The organism is Aeoliella sp. (assembly GCF_965227375.1).
Taxonomy (GTDB): domain Bacteria; phylum Planctomycetota; class Planctomycetia; order Pirellulales; family Lacipirellulaceae; genus Aeoliella.
Genome location: NZ_CBDDFX010000001.1, coordinates 1,560,764 through 1,575,850 on the forward strand (window position 1 = coordinate 1,560,764; position 15,087 = coordinate 1,575,850).

Genomic DNA, 15,087 nt, shown 5'->3' on the forward strand with positions numbered 1-15,087 from the left:
AGCCGACAAACTCTGCCGCACCTGACGGATGGACGAAATTACCTGGGCGCGCCGGCTCACGCCAACCCCAACGGCCGCGCAGCGGTGCCGAATTGCCAGAAAACGGCGCGATCAACGTCCAAAATGCCCGCTCAGAGCCGATTCTAGAGCTGGTTGGCTTTGCCGCGGAGCTTGTCGATCTGGCTGGCCAACTCGTCGAACTCTTCGGCTTCCAGGCGGCCGACGCTCTCGCGCGAAAGCCCGAGATCTTCCGCCTTTTCCCAGGCCTTAAGGGCCTCGGTCTTCTGCCCCAGGCCCATGTGGGCCAGCGACTTATGGAAGTACTTCGACGCGGTTGGATTGTCCGTCACGGCCAGTTCCATGTCGTCCACGGCCGCTTGGTACTCACCGCGGCCGATCCAGATCGTTGCCCGAGTGTCGAGAATGTCGGAACTCGGTCCCAGGATGTCGACTGCCTGCTGCAGCAGGTTCACCGCTTCGTTGGTCGATTCCGATTCGGCAGCCCCCAAGGCGATCATGTACGCCAGGTTGTTCAGCACGGCCGCTTTCTGCCCACCGACCAAGTCAGAGTTTTTCAGCAGATTGCGATAGATGCTGGCTGCATCCTCGTAGCGTCCTTGGATATCGCGGAAGGTGGCTTCGATCATGGCGACGCTGATCGATAGTGGATCTTCCCGCTTGGCGGCCGCGATCCAGCCATCGATCTTATCATCATACTTGTCACCAATCTCGTCTCGATTCTTGTTGACAATGTTCATCCCGACTTTTGCGATGGCAAGCTGGTTCTTGTTGTCCACCATCTTGTCGAGCATTCCAAAGGCACTATCAGCGTTGCGATAGATTCCAATGAACTGCACGAACTGCAATTGTTCGGTCAGATTCGCATCGGGTCGATCGACAATCAGCTTCAGTAGTTTCTCCGCTGTTTCCGTATCTCCCAAGTCGATCAACAGCGTCGCCACCCGCGCTACCATCCTGTATCCGTTGGTGTCGAGATTCTTCAAGTTTGTCGGCAGCATTTTGCGAAGCGCTTGCCGGGCCTTGCTCTTGTCGCCGGTCTTGGTGTAGACGCGGGATTTGAGTTCGTAAGTGACCGGCGACGTCGGTGCGATTCGGTCTAACTGGTCGAGCTGGTTCTCTGCGGTGGCCAGGTTCCTTGGTTCACCACGCTCGAGCAGGAAGTTAATGTAGTTGGAGCGAACCGCGAGCGAATCCTGATACCGCGTAATCACACTCACCATGTGCTTTTCGCACTTGGCCCAGTTGCCCGTCTTGAAATAGAGCTGCGCGAGCGTCAGGTCGAGTTGCGGGCTCAAGCGTTGTTGCGATTGCACCTCTTCGAGCAACTTGATGGCCTTGTTTCGCGAAACCGGCTCGGGGCGTTGCGCCAGGAAGGTAGCCATCAACAGCTTGTCCTCCACCGCCAACGTGTTGTTTTCCGCGTTGGAAGCCAACAGCTTTTCGGCCTTCAGCAGCTTCTGGTAGTCGCCAGAGGACGCCAACAACTTGGCGGCTGTGCGGCGTGCCCAGGATGCGATGCTCTTGTTCACCGAATCCGGATCGTCGGCATACTGTCGCAGGATGTCGTTGATCAATGGCTGAGCCTTGGCCAGACCATCCGGCAGCGGGTACTGCGGACTGAGGTAGAAATCGACCAGCTGCTTGTTGACGTTCTCGGCTTCCGGGTTTTGCTCATGGGCCAGCAGGTAGATGCTCTCGGCATCGAACCAACGTCCCATATCGCGATAGCAATTCGCCAGCAGAAGTTGTTGTTGATCCTCTTCGATCACCAGTTGGGCCTCACGCAAAGCGGCTTCGGCTTCACGACGCTTCTCCAACGCCTCGGTCTTCAGCCGCTCGACTTCGCTGGATGAACCACCCTTCTTTTCCAGTTCGTTCGCCTGGGACATGCTTCTCGCGCTGGAAGTCAGCAGGTAACGAATGTGGGGCAACCACACGGCAGGTGAGTCACCACCAATTTCGACCGCACTGGTCAGCGCCTCGCCGGCTTTCTGCAGCGAACTGGCGCGAAGGTCTTCAGGAATGCTGTTGACGCTAGCCAACCGCTGCATGAACTGGCCGTACCAGCTTTGGATCTTGGCGTTCTCTTTTGCAGCGTTGCCCAATCGATCGGCGGCATCGCCCGCGTCGCGGTACTTGCCAACCTGGAACAATATCTCGGGATAGAGTTCGCCGAGTACGGCTACCTTGATGTTCTCGTTGACGCCGTCGAGTTGCTCAGCTGCTTCCTTGAAGCTGCCTTGCTTTACCAACAGTCGTACGTACTGCGACAACGCGATGGCGTTGCCTCGACCACGGGCGAATCCTTCCTTGTAATCGCGTAGTGCCTCCAGGTAGTTCTTTTCGGAGACATTCAGGCCAGCTCGCAGGATGTAAGGTTCGTTCCATTCGGGACGTTCTCTCAGCGCGGTGTCCACCAACTTCAGGATCTGCTCCCTCAAGTCCTTGTTGTCGGGATTATTGCGGTATTGAACGAACTTGCGAGCCGCTTCGGTGAAGGCCCAATCGGCGTCCGTCTTGCTGCGCACCAGTTCGAGCACCTTCTTTTGCGCTTCCTTCATCGCATCGTCGTCGCTCCGCGCCAGCGCCAGGTGGAACACCTGCATCAACGAGGGCAAGTCGTCAGGATTCAGTTCGGCCACCTTCCTCCAAGCGTCCTCTGCCTCCTCGCGCTTGCCAACTCGAGCGAGTCGGGCGGCGATGCCTTTCCACAGCTCCACTTGGTGACTGCGTTCCCAGCCATCAGTGCCGTCGGTCAGTACAAGCAGTTGCTCGGCAACGTTGTCTCCGCCCAAGGCAAGGGTCAGGTCGGCCCGGTCAAGTCGCAGTTGCCAATCGTCGCCGAACTTCTCGACTGTGCGGTCAAGCAACTTCATGGCGCTCTCGGGACCACGCTTCGGATCGACGGCCACCAGCCGAACCACCGCGCGTTGAACCTTCAGGTTATCGTCTGCCATCTTGTAGATATCGAGCAGCATCTGGCGAGCTTCATCGTACTTCTTGCGGTTCACCAGTACCTGGGTCTCAAGCAGCTTGACCTCTAGTTCGCTCTTGTCGTTTTCTTCCGCCCAAGTGGCCAGGAACTGGCTGAATGCCGGCCAATTCTGCTCTTCTTCCGGCTTGTCGAGTTCCTCTCTCAATCGCTCATTGAAGCCGCCGCTGAAGGACTCTGGCAAATCGGCGTCGAGTCCCATGCTCTGCTTCAGGGTTATGATCATGCCCTCGACTTGCTTGTTGTCGGGGTTCTCGCGCAACAGCTGCTCGAAGATCTCCAAAGCCTTCTCTTTGCGCCCGTTCTTGAAGTGCGCCATGGCCAGGAGGTGGTCGGTCTGAATTCGCAGGCGGGCGTTGCTTGCGGTTTGGGGGCGGATGTCCTCCAGGGCACGCGACGCATCGTACCACCGCTCGTGGTGCGCCATGATCCGCGCTTTTTGGAACTCGACTTCCGGGTGCTTGATGGCAACTTGCTTCTCAAAATCCTTGATTACCTCTTCCGCGCCGGTGATGTTCCCTTGGTCGATCAGCAAGTCCATCTTGTCGATCAGCAGCACAAGTCGCTGTCGTTGAGATTCGTCCAGAGTTTTCAGCCCACGCTCAATCTGCGCCATCGCTGCGTCGTTGTCCTCACGCTGGCGTTCGAGCATGTAGAGCAGATGGTAGAACTGCACGTTCTCGGTGCCCTGCTCCAGACCCTGCTCGAGATAATCTCGGGCGGTGTCGTAGTCCTCTTTGCGCAGTGCCTGGTTGGCAAGCGCTTGCAGGACCGCGGTGTCCTGGGGGTCGAGTTCGTAGGCCTTCTTCAGGTCGTCGGCCGCCTGGTCGCCATAGTCGCTCCGGCTTCCTTCGCCTTCGTCCAAGTAGGTGTAGAAGATCCCCCGTTCCAGGTAAGCTTTGGCCGAGTCGGGGTTCTGTGCGACCAACCGCTGCTCCACTTCCATGGCCTCATCCTTCTCCTCGAGCTGCAGCAGCAACCGGGCCAGCATGGCGTAAGCATCGATGTTGTTGGGCGCGAGGGCGTTGTCGTCCCATCTGGCTTCTTCGGCAGCGGCGGGGCTATAGCCAACCAGTTTCTGCAGTACCTCCACTGCTCGACGCTGATCTTTGAGGTAGTTGTGGCAGCGGGCTTCTCGGAGCAGCTGCTCGACATCGTCAGGATTCTGTTTCAATAGCGCCTGGACGTTTTGCAACTGCTCGCTGGCAAAGCCAGCCTCCAGTCGTGGATCGCTGCCGATCAAATCGACGTAGGCGGTTCGCAATTCAGTTTCGGCGGGATACTTGAATAGAGCGTTGCTGATCAAGGCGCGAAGCTGATGGAAGTCGCGAATATCCCCGTTCTCCAACGCCTGGTCGGCGACCTCCACCCAGAGCATCGCCTGTTTGATCCTGGCCTGGTCGTCATTGGGCTTGAATCCCAAGTACTTCTGCATCTCAGTGGCAGCTTCGGCGTAGTTGCCCTTGGCTTCGGCTGCCTCGGCGCGCGAGAGCATCGTGCTGGCGTTGCTCTTCATCTGCCACCACCAAATGCCGTAAACCGAACCGGCGGCCACCAAACCACCAACCAACAGACCAATGAGCAGGCCGTAGTTAACGCGATAGCGTTGCATCAGGGATTCCTCGATCGATGAAAATTCAGCTTGGGAGCCGATATGCAGGCGGCCGAGTGCCGCGTTTCGGATGTTCCAGGGTTCCGACTAAAGAGGCTCTGCAATCGGGCGAATGGTAATGGGATGGATGGGGCCCTGCCAGTTCCGCAGGGAGTTGTGTGTCCGGCGAAGGGCCTCGTTATTCAGTCTGCAAGCAGCGGGATCCGCAAGCAGTCACTTCGAGGCGCCGGCTGGGCGACAAGTTCGCTCCCTCCGGGCTATAAGCATAACGCACTTACGGCCGGGCGTCTCGCACCGGGGGCGTTCCTTCATGGTAGCCGCGTCCCCAGGGCTGTCAACGAACCTCCGACCCGCTCTGCCAAGGGGCCAAACTCCCCTGCCATCGCAGGTCGTACGATCGATACAGTCGCCCCCGCTGCCCGGGGTTGCGGGAGACACTGACAGGCACAAATCCTGGCATAATGGCTAGCGGATCAGCACCCAGCAGGTCTCCGATCGGGTAGCCGTTTGGCCGGCGGCTTGCGTTGCGTCTTTCTCGTCGGCCAGCCGAGCAACCAGCCCAACAGGGCCGCTTCCCAGCAGCTTCGAGTCGATCTCTACGCTTCCGCTAGTGCCTTGTACGTAGCCGACCCGGCGACGGTTCTGCAGAATCTCGATCCCTGTGGCGTCATCGGGTCCGGATACCGTCACCCGCAGCCGCTCGCCTGCGGTAACCACGGGACTGGGCTGTACATCGATGTTCACCGCGCCCGACTGCGGATCGCCCACCACCACTGGCACGATCGTGCGTCCGCGGAACCCGATACTATCGGCCGTGCTGACCACCAGCCGCAATTCGTGGTGCCCAGCAGCAATCGAGTCGGTCTTCAGCGGCACTGGCAACTGGTGCGGAAAACGGGCGATCAGTCGTCCATCGAGGTACAGGTCGCTGAGGCCCGCTTTGGTACCCTGTTGGGGGGTGACCTTCGCCTTGATCTCCACCACGCCGGATAGCCGCTGGCCGGGCTGGATGTCCGCAAGTTCCACCTTGGGTGGCTTGGCGAACGGCTGGCACAGCGGGTCGCCTACCACCAGCAGTTGGTAGGGACCACAGACCGACTGGTAAAACGCCTCGCCCAACGACGCACCTCGCCAGTAGTGCAGGTGCAGGCAGGGCAGTGGGAATTTGGCCTGAATGGCAAACGGCTCGGAAACCGTGCCGCTTGAACCAGCAGCCCCGGCCCGCATCCACGTGGCCAGCGTGGTTTGAGTCGATTGATTGAACTTGCCGCCAAAGCTGGTGAAGTGATCGCAGATGGCGCCGGGCGCCAACTTGGTATCGGCGGCATCCAGCGCAAATCGGGCGGTGCCCATCATGATGCCCAGCGCTTCGCTGGTAGACGGCGGCCCGCGACCCTCGAGCACCTCGGCCTGGGCGCCTTCGGCCTTCAGTTGATCGCACACCCCTTGGTAACAGTCGTGCCGCGCCTTGGAGCGAACGTCGCGGTTTTTCACAAAATAGAACGTGCCCGACGGATGGGTTCCGTCCACCACCGACGACCGCGTCAGGTAGTCGACCACTTCGTCCACGGTGTTGCCCCCTTTGGCGGTGACTCCCAACATGGTCGACATGAAATAGGTCTGCCCCTCGGCGGGATCGGTCACGCGCTTGCCATCCTTCGTCCAATACGTGCGAGCGCGGAAGCCATTCGTTGCCACTTGGCTGCAGTTGATGCAGGTCGACTGATTCTTGCGTGCCTCGGGTGGGACGTACCAGTTCACCGTGGGCATGGTGAACGAAGGTTGCTTGTTCAGTACGTAGACCCACAAGTAGGTTGCGCCCGTCAGTGAGGCAATGGGGCGGAACTGCTTGGGCAGGTTCTCTTCCTTCAACTCCTCGCGGAAGTCGACCGAATAGGGAAAACCGGACGAGTAGACGATGTATTCGATTTGCCCAGTCAGCTGCCGCTGTTCGATGGCCTCCAGAATGGGCTTGAGAATCTGGTCACGAAATCGCCAGCCGTGCGTATTGCCCGCGCCGCCATTCCAATCGAGGTACAGCACGCACGCCGGTGGGATGTTTCGCTGTCGAATGTAGTAGTTGGCAATGGTCTTCGAAGCGTCGCTGTTCTGATTCACCACCAGCAGCACATTTTCGGGCCCGCCGCCCGCTTGCACCTCGGTTGCCAGGGCCGCGAGTAGTAGCATGGGAACGGCCAGTAGCAAACGCAGGTACAACATCCGGACCTCACACACGAACTAATAGGGATAGCGGCGCAATTTGTTGTACGCGACTCGCTCGACCGGGGCAAATCGGCCCTCACAGCGTGAGGTGCGACAAAAAAGCGTCCTGCCCTCAGTGGGTGGTTTCACGTTAGAATGAGGGTTTCCGTATTCCTTCCCACTGCAACCGGTCATGTCCTCCATCCCGCCCCGCGGCGAGCGCGTGTTCGAAGCGCACGACGTCACCAAGACCTACCATATGGGCGAGGTCGACGTGCAGGCGCTGCGTGGTGTCGATTTGGAACTCTATAGCGGCGAATTTGTCGTCCTGCTGGGCCCCTCGGGCAGTGGTAAGAGCACCCTGCTGAACATCCTGGGCGGTCTCGATGTCCCCACCCATGGCACCATTCGCTATCGCGGGGAGGTGCTGACCGACTTCGACGACAATGCGCTCACGCAGTATCGCCGCAAGCATGTGGGCTTTGTGTTCCAGTTCTACAACCTGATTCCCAGCCTCACCGCTGAAGAAAACGTGGCCCTGATCACCGAGATCGCCAAAAACCCGATGACCCCGCTCGAGGCGCTGTCGCTGGTGGACCTGGCCAAGCGCCGCACGCACTTTCCCGCGCAGCTCTCCGGCGGCGAGCAGCAACGAGTCGCCATCGCCCGGGCTGTGGCCAAGCGGCCCGACGTACTGCTGTGCGACGAGCCGACCGGCGCGCTCGACGTCCATACCGGCATCCTGGTGCTCGACGCCATTCAGCGGATCAACGAAGAGCTGGGCACCACCACGGCCGTGATCACGCACAACGCAATCATCGCCGAAATGGCCGACCGCGTCATCCACGTGTCCGACGGCAAAATCGCCAGCACCGACGTGAACACCACCAAACGCCGCGCGGAGGAGTTGGAATGGTGACCAACAGCACACTCCCTGCGTGTCATTCCGACAGGAACTTCGCGACGGAGGAATCTGGTGTGGAGAGCGCGGTGGGTGGCGAAAGCAGGCAAGGATCGAACATCGATGTTCCCCAGCTATCACCGCAACGCGTAGATTTCTCAGTCGTGTTACTCCTGTCGAAATGACACGGCACTTCCACCCTCGACCAAATGCTTTCATCCCTCGACCGCAAACTGCTCCGCGACTTGCGTGCCCTGTGGGGGCAGGCGATTGCCATTTCGTTGGTGATCGCTTCGGGCGTGGCGACGTTTGTCAACTCGCAGAACGCGCTGCGGTCGCTCGAGTCGACACGGGCGGCGTTCTACGAGCGGTCGCGGTTTGGCGAGGTCTTCGCTGGAGCGAAGCGGGCGCCGGACTCGCTGAAGAGCCGCTTGGAGGAGATTCCCGGCGTCGCCCACGTCGAGACACGGATCGTCGAGGGCGTGAACCTCGATATCCCCGGGCTGGGCGAGCCCGCGCTCGGCCAGTTGATCAGCGTGCCCGACACGCACCCGCCGCTGCTCAACCAGCTGTACCTGCGGCGCGGGCGGTGGCTCAAGCCGGGCGCGGACGACGAGGTGCTGGCCAGCGAGAAATTCGCTGCGGCCAACAAGCTGGCCGTGGGCGACTCGATCGCCGCGGTGATTAACGGCCGACTCAAGCAGCTTCGCGTCGTGGGCGTGGTGCTATCGCCGGAATATGTGTTCCAGGTCAAACCGGGCGACATCGTGCCCGATCCCAAGCACTTCGGCGTAATGTGGATGAACGAGGAAGCCCTTAGCATGGCGTTCGACATGGAGGGCGCGTTCAACGACGTGTCGGTCGAACTGTTGCATGGGGCCAACATCGACGAAGTGATCTTCCGTCTGGACGAACTGCTCGATCCGTACGGCGGGCGGGGTGCGTTCGGTCGCAAGGACCAAATCTCGCACATGATTCTCGAAGGCGACATCCGCGGCCTCAAAACCACCGGGCTGATCGCGCCAACCATCTTCCTGTGCGTGGCCGCGTTCCTGTTTAATGTGGTGCTCACGCGTATGCTCGCGTTGCAGCGCGAGCAAATCGCTGCGCTCAAGGCGTTTGGCTACACCAACTTCGACATCGCCTGGCATTACGTGAAGTTTGTGCTGGTAATCACGCTGGTCGGTGCGGCGCTCGGCACCGTGGGTGGCAACCTGCTGGCTGGGTTCTTCACGCGGATGCTGGCCGAGGTGTATCAGTACCCCGAGATCCTGATCCGCGTTCGCTGGAGCGTCGTGGCGCTCGCCATCACGGTCGCAGCCACGGCGGCGTTCGTCGGTGCGTCGGTGGCCATCGGTCGCGCGATCCGTGTGCCACCCGCCGAGGCCATGCGGCCCGAACCGCCGGCCAATTTCCATCCCACGCTGTTCGAGCGGCTGGGCATCGGCGCGTGGCTTCCCAACGTGGCCCGCATGGTGCTGCGCCAACTGCAGCGTCAGCGGATCAAGACCTGCGTTTCCATCCTGGCGGTAGGGCTGTCGGTCGGCATCATCGTGGTCGGCCAGTTCATGCAAGACGCCATCGACTACGTGACTGACTTGCAGTACTACCGGATGCAGCTGTACGACATCCAAGTGAACACCGTCGAGCCGTTGTCGACCGACATCACCTATGCCCTGGCGAGCGTTCCCGGCGTGCTGCATGTCGAGCCCATGCGCAGCGTGCCCGCCCGGGTGCGCTACGGCCCACACTACCGCCGGGTGGCCGTGCAGTCGTTGCCGACCGATGTGACGCTGGTGCAGTTGATGGATCGACACCGCGCCACGTGGCGGCCGCCTCCGGCGGGGCTGGTGATGTCGAAGATCCTCGCCGACCAACTCGACGCCAAAGTGGGTGATCTGGTGTCGGTCGAGGTTCTCGAAGGCAAACGGCCCACGCTCGAGCTGCCAGTGCTCGCGCTGCTGGACGACATCGCCGGGCTGAACGTCTACACGAGCCTCGACTCACTCAACCAATTGATGCGCGAAGGCCCGCGGGCGAGTGGTGCGTACTTGCGGATCGACCACAACCAGCAAGCGGAGGTCTATAAGCAGCTCAAGGACATTCCCGCGCTGGCCGGCGTCAGCGTGCGAGAGTACTCGCTGCAGAGCTTTAACGACACGATTACCAAAAACTTGGGAGCGATGAAGGTCATCAACCTGTCGTTCGCGGTGATCATCGCACTGGGCGTGGTGTACAACGGGGCGCGCATCGCGCTGTCGGAACGGAGCCGCGAACTGGCGACGCTCCGCGTGATTGGTTTTACGCGCCATGAGATTTCGGCCATCCTGCTGGGCGAGTTGGGCGTCATCACGGTGCTCGCCTTGCCCTTGGGCATGGGCATCGGCTGGAGCTTCGCCTATTTGCTGTCGTCGTACTTGGCCAACGAAGAAGCGTTCCGTTTTCCGTTTATTATTGAGTATTCCACGTACGGGCTAGCGGTGTCGGTGGTCCTCACCGCATCGGTGTTGTCGGCGCTGCTCGTGCGACGTAAGCTCGACCACCTCGACCTGATCGCCGTGCTGAAGAGCCGCGAATAGGCGTAGCCCGAAGTAGTATTTCCCAACCACACCCAGACCCAAGCCCCAAGCCCCCAGCCCAAAAAATGAAAAGCTGGCTCACCTGGATACTCATCGCTATTGGCCTCACGCTCGTGGGGCTGATCGGTTGGTCGTTCATGCCCAAGCCGGTGGAGGTCGACATGGCCGCCGTCGAGCGGGGTACCGTGCTAGTAACCGTCGACGAGGACGGCAAGACTCGCATTCGCGAGAAGTACGTCGTTTCCACACCGCTCGCCGGGCGGCTGCTGCGAATCAACATGGACCCCGGCGACGTCGTCCAGGCGGGCGAGACCCTGCTGGCGACCATCGAACCACGCGATCCCGAGCTGCTCGACGCCCGGGCGATCGCACAGGCCGAAGCCCGCGTGAATGCAGCCGAGTCGGCGGTGAAGAAAACCGAACCGATGCTAAAGCAAGCCCGCATCGAGCAGGGCTACGCCGAGACGCAACTCGCGCGGATGCGCGCTTCGCAGGAGGTGATGACCGAAGAGGAAGTCGACATTGCCAAAGCCCGCTACGAAGCGGCTAGCGAAGAACTCCGCAGCGCGAAGTTTGCTCAGGAGATCGCCGAGTTCGAACTCGAACAAGCCCGCGCAGCGCTGCTGCGCTCACGCCCCCGCAGCGAAACCGAATCGGATCTTCAGCAGCTTCCCAACGGCGACGATGCTGAAGAGAACGGAACCAATGTCAATGGCTGGAACCACAACATCCGCTCGCCGATCACGGGCCGGGTGCTGCGGGTGTTTCAAGAAAGCTCGGCCGTGGTCACCGCCGGCATGTCGCTGCTGGAATTAGGCGATCCCAACGACCTGGAAGTGGAGATCGACGTGCTTTCGAGCGACGCGGTTAATATCCAACCAGGCGATCGGGTGATGCTCGAACACTGGGGCGGCGACCGGGTGCTCAACGCCCGCGTGCGATTGGTCGAGCCAAGCGGCTTCACCAAAATCTCCACGCTCGGCGTCGAAGAACAACGCGTGAACGTGATTGTCGACCTGGCCGACCCGGTGGAGCAACGCAGGAATCTGGGTGACGGATTCCGCGTCGAGGCCCGCATCGTGGTGGCCGAAGCCACCGACGTACTCCGCATCCCCGCCAGCTCGCTCTTCCGTCCCAAGGAAGGCTGGGCCGTGTTCAAAGTGGTCGACGGCCGCGCCGTCGAAACCAAGGTGGTGCCCGGCAACCAGAACGGCCTGGAGGCCGAAATCCGCGAGGGCCTTTCCGAAGGCGACCAGGTTATCATTCATCCCAGCGATAAGATCGCAGATGGGGTGATGGTCGAGCAACGGTGAGCACCCTTGTTCAACACCTTGGCAACCAGAGGGACCATTCCATGATCAATCGCCGCACAATGCTCCAATCCACGGCGGCTGGACTCGCCGGCTGTCTTACCAGCGGCGTGATGGCCGAGCAGTCCACATCCGCGAAGCTCCCTGTGCGGACCATTACGCGGGGACCGAAGTTCCATTGGTTCGGCTATTACGATAAGCACCAGTTCGATCCTGGCAACCGCTTTGTGCTATCCAACGAAGTCGACTTTGAGCATCGGACACCTACGGGCAGCGATCGGATCAAGGTAGGCATGGTCGACACCCATCGCAACGACCAATGGATTGAATTGGGCGAGAGCCGCGCTTGGGGTTGGCAGCAAGGATGCATGTTGCAGTGGGTGCCCGGCACGCAGCACGATGTCATCTGGAACGACCGCGAAGCAGATCAGTATGTCGCCCGAGTTATGAACGTAACAACAGGCGAGCAGCGCACGTTGCCTCACCCCATCTACACGGTCAGTCCCGATGGCAAATTCGCCCTCACAGCCGACTTCGCCCGCATCCAGTGCATGTCGCCCGGGTATGGCTACGTCGGGGTCGCTGATCCGCACGCCGACGAGCGAGCGCCCGACGACTCGGGAGTGTTCAAAGTCAACTTGGCCACCGGCGAGACGACGCTAGTGCTGTCGCTCGCCGAGATGGCCTCTTTGCCTTTCCGAGGCGCTAGTCTCGATTCGCATTGGCACTACTTCAATCATCTGCTGGTCAGTCCCGACTCGCAGCGGTTTATTGTCCTGCACCGCTGGCGGGACCGAATCCCCACCTCGGGCGATGGCAACTTCACAACACGCATGATCACCGCCAACATCGATGGCAGCGACCGATTCGTAGTCGATCCGTCCGGCAGTTCCTCGCACTTCATTTGGCGCGATCCTCAGCACATCTGCATGTGGACACGTCCCGTGGGCAAGCCGGCGGGCTACTATCTGTTCAAGGACCAGACCCGTGAGGTCGAGCGTATCGGCGAGGGCATCCTGACGGTGAATGGTCACAACACGTACCTACCCGCAACAAACAACGAGTGGATCCTCACCGATACGTACCCCGACTCCAGCCGTCGCCAGCACGCGCTGCTGTACCACGTTCCCACACGTCGCAAAGTCGAACTCGGCGCATTCCTCTCTCCACCCGACTACCGAGGCGAATGGCGGTGCGACACCCACCCGCGCTCGAGCCGAGACGGTCGCCTGGTGTGCATCGATTCGCCCCACGTTGGACCGGGCCGCCAGCTGCACTTGATCGATGTGAGCGGTATTGTCGAGGCATAGCGTTTCCCGAATAACTGGCGAATTTCCAGGTTTCTGTACGGTTAGGCGGTCGCTCGGCTATGTAGTTCAGAGGGCCGCGCCCGCGGCTACGCTGCTTTCGACTCAAAAGTAGGGAATGATGTGTCCAAGATCCTATTGCCAGCATTGGTGATGTCCCTACTCATGGCAAACCGAGTGTGTGGTCGAGAAGCGAGTCCTCCTTTCGCTCCGCAGTATAAGATCGACCCGGCTCAAACTTCGCGGCTAACGCCCGCGGATATCGTTGGCCCAGACAACATCGTCTACCCCGACTGGCGCTACGCTGGCGTGCCGGATGGGATTCCCCAGGTGGCCGACGTTGCCAACGTGGAGGACTTTGGCGCCAGGGCCGACGATGGCCTAGATGATAGCGCTGCCATCCAGCAGGCGGTCCATGCAGCGGAACAGAGCGGTGGAGCCGTGGTGCTTGGCTCAGGTACTTACCATCTGCACGAACCTATCGTCGTGACCGGCGACAACGTGGTTGTGCGCGGACAGGGGGCCGATACGACCCATGTGGTGTTTGAGTATCTGCCATCACAGGTGCGTTTCTACCGGCCACAAATCGGTGAGACGATTGGGCCGGATTCCTGGATTGAAGTTCACGCCGACCCGACACACAAAATTCGCAACATCCATTTGGAGGCCAACGGAAAGCCACTGGCAACTTCCCCCGCCTATCGAAATGTGGAGGCCAATTTCGTCCTCCGCACTACTGGCGAAGCCCTCGTCGACGCCCTCGGTCCTGGAGATCACACGATCAAGGCGGTGGTGGAGTGGAGAAACGGTTCGCGGGCCGAAGTCACTCGCGAGGTGCACATCGATCCGGATTACCGGATCTCGGCCGGGCAACGCCGCTATCCAGTTCACGCCAAAGCGTCGGTCGCCGCTTTTCTGTTCGTAGGCGACAAGCAAAGCGGCGAGACTTGGAAGCTGGCCCAATACGGCAAGCGAGGCGACTTGCATCTCACGCTCGAGGTTGCGCCCAACCTCAAGTCTGGCGACGCCGTGCTGCTGATGGCTCCCAACACCAAGCGGTGGCGCGCGATGCTAGATACTAATTGCGACAAGCCCGACTGCCGCCGCTACCAATTCCAGGTGGATCGAGTGGAGGGCAACGTGGTTCATCTCAACCAGCCGCTCCGCATCGACTACCCCGTCGAGGATGGGAGCTTCCTACAGCAAATCTATCCCATCCGGTGCTGTGGGGTAGAGCGGTTTTCGATCGAGCAAACCAAACGCATTTGGACCTGCGGCGTACTGTTTCTCAATGCGTGGGAGTGCTGGGCGAAAGAGATGAAAGTCACCAAGGCCGGCCGACACCCAATCTACGCCCGCTATGCCAAATGGTGCGAGGTGCGCGATTCGGAGTTCAACAATGCGTGGTTCAAAGGGGGCGCCGGAACTGCCTACGTCGGTTGGGAACGGGCTTACGACTGCTTGATGGACAACGTCGAAACCAACGGTCTGCGGCATGCTCCATGCCTGCAATGGGCTGCATCCGGCAACGTCATCCGCAATAGCCGCTTCATGAAGAGCGATGCGCAGTGGCATGCTGGTTGGACAAGTGAAAACCTGTTGGAGCAATGTGTGGTCGACGCCCATGGAGGTAAGGGAAGCTACGGCCACGGAGCGTTCGGCACGGGACCAGACGACACGACCCACGGCCCCAACGGACCGCGCAACGTGGTCTACAACTGCGACATTGCGGCTCCGTTGTCTGGAATCAAGATGAATGGCATGAATGAGAATTGGCTCCTCCTGCACAACCGCATTCGCGCAGGCAAGGGACCCGGGGTCATCGCCCGCAAGGGCTCCTTCGATCACATCCTCCGCAACAATGTCATCGTACTGGAGCAGCCCGACCAGCCGGGGATCCTCCTGGAAACCGCCAACTGCGTGGGTGTCGAATTGGAGGGCAACCGCGTGTACGGCCAGGGTGCTCTGCTCACCTCGGGTCGGGCAGAACCAGTGAGCAGCCGCGACAACGAACTTCTCCCGGCCAATCCAACTGCCGACCGGCCGCAAGCTACGCCGGAGTCGATTTTTGAATGGCAACGCGGCGAGTCGGGCACCGCGCTGCGCAAGTACGCGCCCCGGCAGTAGAGTCCCGCGTGCTAGCCCTGCGGAAGGGGCTTTTCC

At 60.5% G+C, this 15,087-nt stretch carries 7 protein-coding genes; 5 read left to right on the top strand and 2 right to left on the bottom strand.

Annotated features, from left to right (window positions below):
• Positions 1-143: 143 nt before the first annotated feature.
• Both ACQK2L_RS06465 and ACQK2L_RS06470 read right to left on the bottom strand, forming a co-directional pair.
• Positions 144-4,625: a tetratricopeptide repeat protein gene (locus tag ACQK2L_RS06465; RefSeq protein WP_425396115.1), complete on the bottom strand. Its 4,482-nt coding sequence runs from the start codon at positions 4,623-4,625 to the stop codon at positions 144-146.
• A 465-nt stretch (positions 4,626-5,090) separates the two neighbouring features.
• On the bottom strand, positions 5,091-6,845 hold the full coding sequence (locus ACQK2L_RS06470) for a TIGR03790 family protein (RefSeq protein WP_425396116.1): 1,755 nt from the start codon (positions 6,843-6,845) through the stop codon (positions 5,091-5,093).
• 175 nt (positions 6,846-7,020) lie between these two features.
• Between ACQK2L_RS06470 and ACQK2L_RS06475 the strand changes: the two genes are divergently transcribed.
• The 5 genes from ACQK2L_RS06475 (at position 7,021) to ACQK2L_RS06495 (ending at position 15,051) form a co-directional block, all read left to right on the top strand.
• On the top strand, positions 7,021-7,746 hold the full coding sequence (locus ACQK2L_RS06475) for an ABC transporter ATP-binding protein (protein WP_425396117.1): 726 nt from the start codon (positions 7,021-7,023) through the stop codon (positions 7,744-7,746).
• 191 nt (positions 7,747-7,937) lie between these two features.
• Positions 7,938-10,307 carry an ABC transporter permease gene (locus ACQK2L_RS06480; RefSeq protein WP_425396118.1) on the top strand — a complete coding sequence of 790 codons (2,370 nt, stop codon included), beginning with the start codon at positions 7,938-7,940 and terminating at the stop codon, positions 10,305-10,307.
• Between the two features lie 65 nt (positions 10,308-10,372).
• The gene (locus tag ACQK2L_RS06485) at positions 10,373-11,620 is read left to right on the top strand and encodes an efflux RND transporter periplasmic adaptor subunit (protein WP_425396119.1); all 1,248 of its coding nucleotides are present in this window, start codon (positions 10,373-10,375) and stop codon (positions 11,618-11,620) included.
• 41 nt (positions 11,621-11,661) lie between these two features.
• Entirely contained in the window at positions 11,662-12,927 is a 1,266-nt protein-coding gene (locus tag ACQK2L_RS06490) for a hypothetical protein (protein WP_425396120.1), read from the top strand.
• A 120-nt stretch (positions 12,928-13,047) separates the two neighbouring features.
• A complete protein-coding gene (locus tag ACQK2L_RS06495) occupies positions 13,048-15,051 on the top strand; it encodes a glycosyl hydrolase family 28-related protein (RefSeq protein ID WP_425396121.1) in 2,004 nt (667 codons plus the stop codon).
• Positions 15,052-15,087: the final 36 nt, after the last annotated feature.

Bases quoted from the DNA above. Each gene is read 5' to 3' on its own strand.
- ACQK2L_RS06465 (WP_425396115.1), bottom strand. From the start codon at position 4,625: ATGCAACGCTATCGCGTTAACTACGGCCTGCTCATTGGTCTGTTGGTT.
- ACQK2L_RS06470 (WP_425396116.1), bottom strand. From the start codon at position 6,845: ATGTTGTACCTGCGTTTGCTACTGGCCGTTCCCATGCTACTACTCGCG.
- ACQK2L_RS06475 (WP_425396117.1), top strand. From the start codon at position 7,021: ATGTCCTCCATCCCGCCCCGCGGCGAGCGCGTGTTCGAAGCGCACGAC.
- ACQK2L_RS06480 (WP_425396118.1), top strand. From the start codon at position 7,938: ATGCTTTCATCCCTCGACCGCAAACTGCTCCGCGACTTGCGTGCCCTG.
- ACQK2L_RS06485 (WP_425396119.1), top strand. From the start codon at position 10,373: ATGAAAAGCTGGCTCACCTGGATACTCATCGCTATTGGCCTCACGCTC.
- ACQK2L_RS06490 (WP_425396120.1), top strand. From the start codon at position 11,662: ATGATCAATCGCCGCACAATGCTCCAATCCACGGCGGCTGGACTCGCC.